Consider the following 10,335-nt stretch of genomic DNA (forward strand, 5'->3'; position numbering starts at 1 on the left):
ATACATCATTATCATTGTTGTTGAAATAATTTCTGTTGGCTTCTGCTGATGTCCCAGGATTACCGATATAATGTACAGCAATCTTCGTTGTTTTCGTTCTCTTTGTATACGGGCGGTTTTTTGTGATGTGCATATTTTTGATATTCATAATTATTTTTCTCCTTTATTTTTTTCATCAATTTTTTCTTTAGTACTTTTCAAAAGATTTGCAATCCATTTTGGCATTATACCCGGATTACAGGCATAAAGATTCTCACAAATTGAAATGCTTTCATTCAGTACTATGTACGCACCTATTATAAGTCCGAAAGGCAATGCAAAAGGCAGTTCAACTGATACGATTTTTTCCAGTACTCCTGCAATAAAATAATCAAGGAACACACCGAAGAAAAGTGCTGCAAGCAGTGAAATTTTCTTCCAGAATCCTTTATAACCTTTTTGTGAAGATATTGGTATACCTGTCACTTTGCACTTTACAAGTCCGGTTACAAAGTCCATAACGATTCCGATAACAACGAACGAAAGTATCAGCCCGTACTGCTTTGCTGCTGTGGCAATTAAACCACAAATGACTGATATCAGATATTTAAATTTTCCGGTCATTTAATCACCCCCTTTCACTAATGGGGCAATTTAACCGTTTTTTTGCATAAAAATATGCAAATAAGAAAAAAATTATAAAAAAATCCTTCCATGAAAAAATCATAGAAGGATTTTTATTTTATCTGCAGCATTCAGTTATTATATCTGATGCTTTTTCAGTTCCCAAAGCGCTGCTGTTAATTATAAGGTCATAGTTTGTCATTTCTTTCCAATCATTTCCGAAATTCATTTTATAATAATTACTTCGTCTTTTATCACATTTTTTCAGAATACTTCTGACTTCGGAGTTATCAAATCCATATACCTCACATGCTCTTTTTATTCTGCTTTCCATATCACTATGAACAAAAACCTTGAGAACATCTTTTCTGTCCTTAATAGCAAATGCAGCACTTCTTCCGACAAACACTGCCGGACCCTCAGACGCAAATTTTCTTATAATATCAATTTCATCTGCATTAAGCTTTTCCGCAGCAGTTGCACTTCCCATTGAACCATTTGTAATTCCGGACATTTTATAAAGCGAATACAAAAAGCTTCCTGAAGTATTTTCTTCCAGTTCCTCAAGATATTCTACTGAAACATTTTCACGCTTTGCTGCCTTTTCAAGTATCTCACGTCCATAGCACGGTATATTAAGCTTTTTTGCAGTAAGCATACCAATTTCCTGTCCGCCGCTCGCAAATTCCCTTTCAATTACTACGTAATTATATTTCATTTTTGTTCACTCCTTATGATGCCTTTTCAAACTGACTGTTATAAAGCTCTGCATAAAATCCTCCCTTTGCCAGAAGGTCTTTATGATTACCGCTTTCAATAATATCTCCGTCCTTCATTACAAGAATCAGATCGGCATTTTTAATAGTAGAAAGTCTGTGAGCAATAACAAATGAGGTTCTTCCCTCGGTAAGTTTATCCATAGCTTCCTGAATCTGGATTTCAGTTCTGGTATCAACAGAGCTTGTAGCTTCGTCAAGAATGAGGAGCGGAGCGTTTTCGATCATAGCTCTTGCAATGGTAATAAGCTGTTTCTGACCTGCTGAAAGATTTGCCTTGTCATTGAGTACTGTATCATAACCGTTTGGCAGAGTTTTTATAAAATGGTCTATTCCCACAGCCTTGCATGCACGGTCAATTTCTTCATCAGTAACACCAGTTTTACTGTATACTATATTTTCCCTGATAGTTCCCTCGAACAGCCATGTATCCTGCAAAACCATACAGAACAGGTCATGAACATTCTGTCTTGTCAGCTGACTGGTAGGAATACCGTCAATTAAAATTTCACCGGCATTAAGCTCATAAAAACGCATAAGCAGATTTACCATAGTAGTCTTTCCCGCACCGGTAGGTCCGACAATAGCAATTTTCTGACCTGCTTTTGCATGTGCTGAAAAATTATGAATAATTGTTTTGTTTTTGTCATATCCGAATTTTACATTTTTAAATTCTACATCACCCTTGGTATCAGCAATGCTTAAAACAGTGGTCTTGCTGCTTTCATCTTCCATTTCCTTTTCAGAAAGAAATTCAAATACTCGTTCTGCAGCTGCTGCAGTTGACTGAAGACTGGTAGCAGCCTGAGCGATCTGTGAAAGCGGATTAGTAAACAAACGAATATAAATCATAAATGCAACAATTACACCGAATGTAATTTTATCATGCATACATAAAGCCGCACCAACTACACATACTGCCACATAGCCAAAATTTCCAATAAAGTTCATCAAAGGCATCATAAGACCTGACATAAACTGTGACTTCCACGCACTGTCATAGAGCTTATCATTAATTTCTTCAAATTCATCAGTTGCCTTTTCAACGCCGTTATATACCTTAACTACATTGTGACCTGAATATATTTCTTCAATATGACCGTTAATGCGTCCAAGTTCACTTTGCTGTCTTATAAAATGTTTCTGTGACTTTGACATTATAAACATCATTATTGCAAAACCTATAATTGTTGTCAGTACAGCAGTTGAAGCCATGATCCAGTTTGTAACATACATCATAACAAGAGAGCCTAAAAACATTGTTACAGCACTTACCAGAGTTCCCACGCTCTGATTCATAGTCTGACCTATCATATCAACATCGTTTGTAACACGGCTTAAAACATCACCTATACTGGTTTTGTTGTAATAATCCAGAGGAACCTTATTAATTTTGTCTGAAATTCCGGTTCTCAGATTTTTTGTAACCTTCTGAGTTACTGTAGCCATTATAAAGCCCTGAATATAATTAAAAATAAATCCCAGTGCATATAAAACCACAAGTACAAAAGCAATATCCTCAACAGCGCCAATATCAATTCCAGTCATAAGACCATCCTTTATGATATCGGTCATATCCTGAAGCTTGTTAGGACCAATAAGCGAAAATATTGAAGCAGCAATTGCAAGTATAATGGCAATTGCTATAGCAGGAAAATATGATTTACAATAAACCACAAGATTTCCAAGGGACTTTTTTAAATCCTTAGGCTTTTCCCCTGCTGCCATTCTTCCGCCGGGACCACGGCGATTATTAGGTTTATTCATTTTCCAGTTCCTCCTTTGAAAGCTGAGAAAGTGCAATCTGACGATATACCTCGCAGTTTTTCAGCAGTTCCTCATGAGTTCCCTTGCCTGCCATTTCACCCTGTTCAAGAACGATAATACAGTCAGCGTCCTTTATGGTACCAATTCTCTGAGCTACAATAAGACTGGTTGTTCCGGCAGTTTCCTTTTTCAGTTCTGAACGAAGAATACGGTCTGTTTTATAGTCAAGAGCGGAGAAGGAATCATCAAAAATATAAATTTCAGGCTTTCTGCATACTGCTCTTGCAATGGCAAGTCTTTGCTTCTGACCTCCGGATATATTGCTTCCTCCCTGAGAAATAGCACCATCATACTGGTTTTCCATTTTTTCAACAAATTCAGTACCCTGAGCAATTTTAACTGCCTTCTTGACATCATCTGCGGTATATTCCTCTGAACTTCCGTTATCACCGTATGCAACATTTGAATTTACAGTACCGCTGAACATAACAGCTTTCTGCGGAACATATCCCAGCTTATTGTTAAGAGTTTCAATATCATAATCCTTTACATTTACACCGTCTACAAGGACCTCGCCTTCAGTAGCGTCATAAAATCTCGGAATAAGATTTATCAGTGTACTTTTTCCGCTTCCCGTAGAACCAATAAATGCAATTGTATCACCTTTCTTAGCTTTAAAGCTTATGTTTTTCAGTACATAATCTGAAGCGTCAGGATATTTAAAGCTTACATTTCTAAATTCAATTGTTCCGGTTTCAGAAGATTTTGTTTCCTTTACTTTTCCGTTAATGATTTTAGGAGTTGTTTCCAGAACTTCATTTATTCTGTTTGCTGCAACAATTGCTCTCGGCATCATGATAAATATCATAACAAGCATCATAAACGCCATAACTACCTGAATTGCATAAGATGTAAATACTGTCATATCTGCAAACAGACCAACCTTATTCTGTATATCAACAGCATCATTTATAAGATACGCACCAACCCAGTAAATAGCCAGTGACAGACCACTCATGATCATATTCATTCCCGGCATCATTACTGACATTATTCTTGAAGTAAAGAGTTGTGTAGAAGTAAGCTTGTTATTGGATTTTTCAAACTTTTTCTCCTGATAGTCCTCTGCATTATATGCTCTTACAACTCTTATACCAGTAAGATTTTCACGGGTTACACGGTTAAGATCATCAGTCAGGTACTGAATAATCTTAAACTTCGGCATAGCAAATAAAACTACTACCATAATTATGCAAAGCATTACAGCAACTGCTCCGGCGGTTACAGCTGTCCACTGCCAGCTTTTGTCTACAATTTTCATTATTGCCCAAACTGCAAGAATAGGAGCCTTTATAATTGCCTGCAAGCCCATAGCAATTGCCATCTGCACCTGAGTTATATCATTTGTAGAACGTGTAATAAGGCTTGCTGTAGAAAATCCGTTAATTTCCTCCATTGAAAATGACGCAACCTTTGAAAACATCATAGAACGCAGACGTTTTGCAACTCCCGCAGCAATTTTTGCGGCAAAAAATCCAACTATACATGACATTAACACACTTCCCAGAGCACACAAAAGCATTTTTGCTCCAGCTGTCAGAATATCTGACATTTTACTGCCCTCCGTCATTACAAATGTAGTAATGTCAGACATATAATCCGGGAGTCTCAGATCAAGCCATACCTGACCTACTATAAAAACAAGACTGCCCAGAACCATCAGCCATTCTTTTTTTCGAAGATACCTGAATACTTTAAGCATTTTATCATTCTCCTTTTTCCAAAATAAGCAGCTGCTACTCAAAATTTTTTCTGATTTTTTTCAGTATACTTCTGAAATTTTCTATTTCCTCATCACTCAGATTTTCAAACGCCCTTTCGCACATACTGTCAAAATTTTCATCCATCATTTTCTGAATTTCCAGTGCCTTGGGCGTCAGTACAAGCTTTTTAAGCCTTGCGTCATAATCAACTCCCTCTCTGCGTACAAGATCTTTTTGCTCCATTAATTTCAGTATTTTTGAAATTGTCGAACGTCTTACAGAAAATGCCTCCTCAAGATCACGCTGAAAAATATCACGGTCACGGTTCTCAATCATATACGCAATAACCCAACCGTTTGTACCGGTCTGCTTGTCAGCATATTTTTTAGCATTTGAAGCGTCCGTATAACGTCTTAAAACATTTGTAAGCGTTATAAATTCCAATAAAATTTCCCTTTTATCATTCACAGGTTATTGCCGCACCGCCCTTTCATAATTAGTTAGCTTGCTAACTGTAAGCTTGCTAACCATTATATCATTATGATCTTTTTTTGTCAAGTCCTACAATGTTAATTTAAATTTTTTGTTATATTCGCACAAAACTCTTAAGTGTTTACAAACCCTTTTTTATTTTGGTATATAATCATATAAAATTTTACAGAAAATTTTCACAATAATCACTTTGATTTCATTTGAATATAGTATAATAAAAAATATTTTTAAGTGTAATCAGGTGAAAACAAATGACAATAATTGCTTTGGGAGAAAAACTTGAAAAAATCGAACCTGAAAAACTGGAAATGGATGACCGTCCGTCAGTAATCATTTCAGATTTTCTGCATGCTCAGGACGCAATGAAGCTTGCAAAGATAGATTATGAGGGAGACATAAATGTGTCTGATATAAGCTTCTGTAAAATCGAAACTCATCAGGAATGTGTAGCAGGATCTTTTTGTATACCAAAACTTCTTGACATACTGGGAAGCCGTTATAAAATAATGTTTTTCATAAATAAAAAACATATTGTCATTATTGATGATGAAAATTTTTCTCAAAGAATTATTATGCATATTCAGCAAAGTAAATGCAATCAGGGGGATACAAAAGAACGATTTTTATATAATTACATGACTCAGTTTATGAACAGAGATCTGGAGCTTCTGGGACTGCATGAGAAAAAAATCATGACACTGGAAGAAAGTGTTATGAACGGCAATACAGATGATGAATTTCAGAATGAGATGATGCCTGTACGCAGAGAACTGCTGATTCTGAGAAGCTATTATGATGAACTTATGGATATGGGCATGGAACTTGAACAGAATGAAAACCATATTTTTGATGATATGCAGCTTAAGTATTTTGGTATTATTGCAGACCGTGCAGATAGACTTATGGGCAGAACGGCACAGCTTCTTGAATATTCCCAGCAGGTACGTGAATCTTATCAGGCTCAGGTTGATTCAAAACAAAATAAAAATATGCAGTTCCTGACTGTAATATCAACGATTTTTTTCCCTCTTACACTTATCACAGGATGGTACGGAATGAATTTCAGTAATATGCCGGAACTGGAGCATGGGTACCCGGCTATTATAGTGCTTAGTATAATAGTAGTAATAATTTGTATTATAGTATTTAAAAAGAAAAAAATGCTTTAAAATTTATAAATTACTGTTGTAAAAACAGTAAAAAGGAGCTTTTATCAACCCAAAAGCTCCTCCTATTTTATAATTTATACATAATCATTCTACTACTGCTACTGAATAGTTATCATAAGTATAAATAACTTTAGCAAAAATATTAATAGTATTTATATTATAATTATCAAATATATAAATCCCCTTTGAACCGCTGCCAAGGGCATTAATATCGAATACATAATTATTATATGAATTTACCATCTGAAACTGTGACTGCGGATTACTATATGAAACCGTATCAAGAAAATCATAAGGCGATGGCTGAGTATAAAATAATGTATAAATATACGGCATATTCACATTTGCGGATACATAAATTGTTTCCCCATTTTGGCAAAGCTCATCTGCTTTAAAAATAGCATCTCCAAATGATTCATAAAATTCATTTCCGATTTCCGTTCTGTAAGATTCGCTGAAATATTGTGAAGTAAATCCAGCAAAGCATATTGCATAAGATACGGCAAATGCCAGAATCTGTGACCTTTTATGGGACAGTTCACATATACCCACAGCTGTAAATATAATCATAGGTAGATATATTGCATTAACTCTGTTTATATTAGGCTCTTTATAATATAGGAATAAAAGCATAGAGCATACAAATGCATTTATCATTATAAATGAAAATGGTGTTCGTTTTCTGATGGTCTGAATAATTCCATATATACAAAACGGTAAAGAAATAACATAAATACATCCGTAAAACGGAAATGAATTTCTTGTATATCCATCAACCTGCATTATAACATTATTAATAATATTATCCAGTATAATTTTTAATGTAACTCCTGACATTGAGGAAATTCTTTCTCCGTATGTATGAGGTATAGATATAAAACCCAGCTGTATACTGTCAAGACCAAAAAGATTGATAATCACAAATAAATAAATCGGTGCAGCAAAAACGAGAAAAACAGCAGCGGCGATAATACAGGTTTTCAATGGAATTAACTTTTTTGCAATAATATAAATAAAACTGAACAGACAAAAAAGAGTTATAACAAGATATGACGAACCATATGAATACATTGACAGTGCAAATAAAACTGCTGCTAAATATAAAAATCTTTTATTTTCCAGAGCCGCTGTAAATGCCCATATGGAAAGAATAAACATTGCCGGAAACAGATTTGATTCAAGTCCCCAGCGGCTCAGCATGATATTCCATGGAGCTATAGCAGTTAAAGCCATTCCGATTATTCCTGCTTTGAAACCCATAAATTTTTTCAGCATAAAAAATATTGCTATTATTGTCAAAAGTGAAAAAATAAGATTTACAATTCTAATCGAAAAAACATTTAATCCGAATATTGCTACAAACGGCATTGAAAGATAAGCATACAAAGCATTCTGCCCACTTCCCCACGCTATAAAATGCACAGGAAATGAATAACCATTTCTATCAATTCCATATTTCAGCAATGCCCATGTATCATAGCCGATAGAAGCTTCATCCTGATTTAGTCCGGCAGGATGCGACACAAATAATATGCTTCGTATTAATATACCGATAATTAATACAACAAAAAACAGTATATGTTTTTTGTATTTATCCAATAATGTTTTTATGTTCATTACGTCCTCCTGATTAAAATTAAGCTATTGTAATTATATTGTACAATTAAATTTTTGTCAAGTATTTTCGGTAATATAGCACACATTGATATAATCTGAGTTTATTCATACATTTTTGATTGACATAATTGCCGGATTATGTTAGAATAAAATATAAAAGAATGCAGTTTCAGACAAAATTTTAATTAATACCGCATACAAAAATCGGTCAGCTTTAAGGAGCAAAAAAATGGCAGGAAAAAAAGATATTAACTATATATGGACGGATAAAAAAAGAACCATATTTGGTCTTCCTTTATCATTCACAAGATATTTTCTTACGGAAACAAAATTTATTACAAGAACAGGCTTTCTGAATCTTGAGGAAGATGAACTGGATCTGTATACTGTAACAGACAAAAAACTTGTTTTGCCTTTGGGACAGAGAATATTCAAATGCGGAACGATTGTTCTTTATGTTGTGGATACTGATACACCGGTCAAGGAAATAAAAGCGGTTAAAGCTCCAAGAAAGGTTCTGGAGCTTCTTGACAAACATATAAATATCCAGAGAGACCGCTACAGAACACGGGGACGTGATCTGATAGGCGGAAATATGTATGAACAAGACCATTACTGTGATGACAGCTGCTGTCATGATGATTGTGATAATTAATAAAATTGTAATTAAAGAGATGTGAAAAAATGCTTGATTTTATAACGGAAAAGACAACATGCTGGGAAAGACTTCAGAAGGAAACCAAGCCTGTTTATATTTATGGTATGGGCGACGGAGCCATGAAAATTATGTCTGTATTTAAAAAATACGGCATAAAAACTTCCGGAATTTTTGCCAGTGATGATTTTGTCAGAGGTCATTATTTTGAAGGTTTTAAAGTACTTAAATTATCAGAAGTAGAAGAAAAAGAAGAAGATTTTGTTGTTGTTCTGGCTTTCGCCGCCGGATACGAGGAACTTGTTAACAGAATCAAGGATATCAGCCGCAGACATACTCTGTATGTACCGGACGTTCCCGTTATAGGAACTGGTCTGTTTACTTATGACTATTGCGTGGAACATGCTCAAGAACTTGAAGCAGTATATAATCTGCTAGAAGATGATTTTTCAAAAAAAGTATACGGATCTATACTGGACTTTAAAATCAGCGGTGATATAAAGCATCTGGAAAATATTACTTCAACCAAAATTGAAATATACAAAGATATTATCAAGCCTAATTTAAATGAACATTATGTTGATCTGGGAGCATATAACGGAGATACAATAAAAGAGCTTCTGGAAATCACCAGAAATAAGTATGTAAAAATTTATGCTGTTGAACCAGACCGTAAAAACTTTAAAAAGCTTACAAAATATGTTAATGAAAAGGAACATATTTACGCATATAATAATGCGGCATGGTGTATAGATACTCAGTTGCCGTTTTCTTCAAAATCCGGAAGACAGTCTTCACTTTCCAATATGGGTACAAAATACATTGAAGCCAGATCGGTTGACAGTATTCTGGAAGGCAGAGAGGCAACACTTATAAAAATGGATGTTGAGGGTGCAGAGCGTGAAGCTTTGTGGGGTGCGTGCCAGACTATTTCAAGGTACAATCCAAGGCTTATGGTTGCTTTGTATCACAGAAATGAAGACATTTTTGAACTTCCTCTTCTGGTACACAAACTGAATCCAAAATATAAACTGTATATAAGACATCAGCTTTATATACCTGCGTGGGAAACAAATCTTTATGCTGTTATGAAATAATAAATCAGGGTAGCTTTATTAAAGCATGATGAAAAAATTTGTGTAAGTAAGTTTCAATGATATTCGGCTTAACAATCACTTAATCAGGAAAGATTACGATAAGGTGCAGACCTTTTAAAGGTGTGGGATTCCACTCTCCACAGCGAAACACACCCTCATCACAGGCAGCTTGACGGACAGGTAAGAGAACTTGACGAGGATTTCGAGATTGACGGTCTGACAGTGGATTCACCCGGGCATTTTGGAACGCCTTCCGAGGACTGCCGGTGCAGAGATGTGCAGTACTTATAAAGCCACGCTGGGACGTTGACGGCTCATTTACAAAGCGTAACAATGAAACAGGAGAACTCCTTGAATTTGCAGATGTCAAAAGCTATGGGGAGTTTAAGGAAAGGT

Annotated in this window: 10 protein-coding genes; 4 read left to right on the plus strand and 6 right to left on the minus strand. The window is 35.2% G+C overall.

Annotated elements, in window-relative coordinates; translation table 11 throughout:
• Positions 1-150: 150 nt before the first annotated feature.
• The 5 genes from ACI4WO_RS05140 to ACI4WO_RS05160 form a co-directional block, all read right to left on the minus strand.
• A complete protein-coding gene (locus tag ACI4WO_RS05140; RefSeq protein ID WP_439806490.1) occupies positions 151-603 on the minus strand; it encodes a phage holin family protein in 453 nt (150 codons plus the stop codon).
• A gap of 118 nt (positions 604-721) precedes the next feature.
• Positions 722-1,321: an AAA family ATPase gene (locus ACI4WO_RS05145; protein WP_439806491.1), complete on the minus strand. Its 600-nt coding sequence runs from the start codon at positions 1,319-1,321 to the stop codon at positions 722-724.
• A gap of 13 nt (positions 1,322-1,334) precedes the next feature.
• Complete coding sequence (locus tag ACI4WO_RS05150) at positions 1,335-3,146, minus strand: ABC transporter ATP-binding protein (RefSeq protein ID WP_439806492.1); 1,812 nt, start codon at positions 3,144-3,146, stop codon at positions 1,335-1,337.
• A complete protein-coding gene (locus ACI4WO_RS05155) occupies positions 3,139-4,908 on the minus strand; it encodes an ABC transporter ATP-binding protein (protein WP_439806493.1) in 1,770 nt (589 codons plus the stop codon). The genes ACI4WO_RS05150 and ACI4WO_RS05155 overlap by 8 nt, the downstream gene beginning before the upstream one ends.
• A 34-nt stretch (positions 4,909-4,942) precedes the next feature.
• Complete coding sequence (locus ACI4WO_RS05160; RefSeq protein ID WP_439806494.1) at positions 4,943-5,377, minus strand: MarR family winged helix-turn-helix transcriptional regulator; 435 nt, start codon at positions 5,375-5,377, stop codon at positions 4,943-4,945.
• Positions 5,378-5,652: 275 nt separating this feature from the next.
• Between ACI4WO_RS05160 and ACI4WO_RS05165 the strand changes: the two genes are divergently transcribed.
• On the plus strand, positions 5,653-6,570 hold the full coding sequence (locus ACI4WO_RS05165) for a magnesium transporter CorA family protein (protein WP_439806495.1): 918 nt from the start codon (positions 5,653-5,655) through the stop codon (positions 6,568-6,570).
• An 84-nt stretch (positions 6,571-6,654) separates the two neighbouring features.
• Here ACI4WO_RS05165 and ACI4WO_RS05170 read toward each other — a convergent pair whose 3' ends face one another.
• Complete coding sequence (locus ACI4WO_RS05170; RefSeq protein WP_439806496.1) at positions 6,655-8,187, minus strand: glycosyltransferase family 39 protein; 1,533 nt, start codon at positions 8,185-8,187, stop codon at positions 6,655-6,657.
• Positions 8,188-8,416: 229 nt separating this feature from the next.
• Here ACI4WO_RS05170 and ACI4WO_RS05175 point away from each other — a divergent pair, with 229 nt between their 5' ends.
• From ACI4WO_RS05175 to ACI4WO_RS05185, 3 genes are all read left to right on the plus strand, one after another.
• On the plus strand, positions 8,417-8,842 hold the full coding sequence (locus ACI4WO_RS05175; protein ID WP_439806497.1) for a PH domain-containing protein: 426 nt from the start codon (positions 8,417-8,419) through the stop codon (positions 8,840-8,842).
• Between the two features lie 29 nt (positions 8,843-8,871).
• Entirely contained in the window at positions 8,872-9,939 is a 1,068-nt protein-coding gene (locus tag ACI4WO_RS05180; RefSeq protein ID WP_439806498.1) for an FkbM family methyltransferase, read from the plus strand.
• A gap of 120 nt (positions 9,940-10,059) precedes the next feature.
• Positions 10,060-10,230: a hypothetical protein gene (locus tag ACI4WO_RS05185; protein WP_439806499.1), complete on the plus strand. Its 171-nt coding sequence runs from the start codon at positions 10,060-10,062 to the stop codon at positions 10,228-10,230.
• The last annotated feature ends 105 nt before the right edge of the window (positions 10,231-10,335 follow it).

This window comes from Porcipelethomonas sp. (assembly GCF_051893655.1).
Lineage (GTDB): Bacteria > Bacillota > Clostridia > Oscillospirales > Ruminococcaceae > Porcipelethomonas.

What these genes read in the sequence shown, in the direction of transcription:
- ACI4WO_RS05140 (WP_439806490.1), bottom strand. Translation starts at nt 603, where the DNA reads ATGACCGGAAAATTTAAATATCTGATATCAGTCATTTGTGGTTTAATT.
- ACI4WO_RS05145 (WP_439806491.1), bottom strand. Translation starts at nt 1,321, where the DNA reads ATGAAATATAATTACGTAGTAATTGAAAGGGAATTTGCGAGCGGCGGA.
- ACI4WO_RS05150 (WP_439806492.1), bottom strand. Translation starts at nt 3,146, where the DNA reads ATGAATAAACCTAATAATCGCCGTGGTCCCGGCGGAAGAATGGCAGCA.
- ACI4WO_RS05155 (WP_439806493.1), bottom strand. Translation starts at nt 4,908, where the DNA reads ATGCTTAAAGTATTCAGGTATCTTCGAAAAAAAGAATGGCTGATGGTT.
- ACI4WO_RS05165 (WP_439806495.1), top strand. Translation starts at nt 5,653, where the DNA reads ATGACAATAATTGCTTTGGGAGAAAAACTTGAAAAAATCGAACCTGAA.
- ACI4WO_RS05170 (WP_439806496.1), bottom strand. Translation starts at nt 8,187, where the DNA reads ATGAACATAAAAACATTATTGGATAAATACAAAAAACATATACTGTTT.
- ACI4WO_RS05175 (WP_439806497.1), top strand. Translation starts at nt 8,417, where the DNA reads ATGGCAGGAAAAAAAGATATTAACTATATATGGACGGATAAAAAAAGA.
- ACI4WO_RS05180 (WP_439806498.1), top strand. Translation starts at nt 8,872, where the DNA reads ATGCTTGATTTTATAACGGAAAAGACAACATGCTGGGAAAGACTTCAG.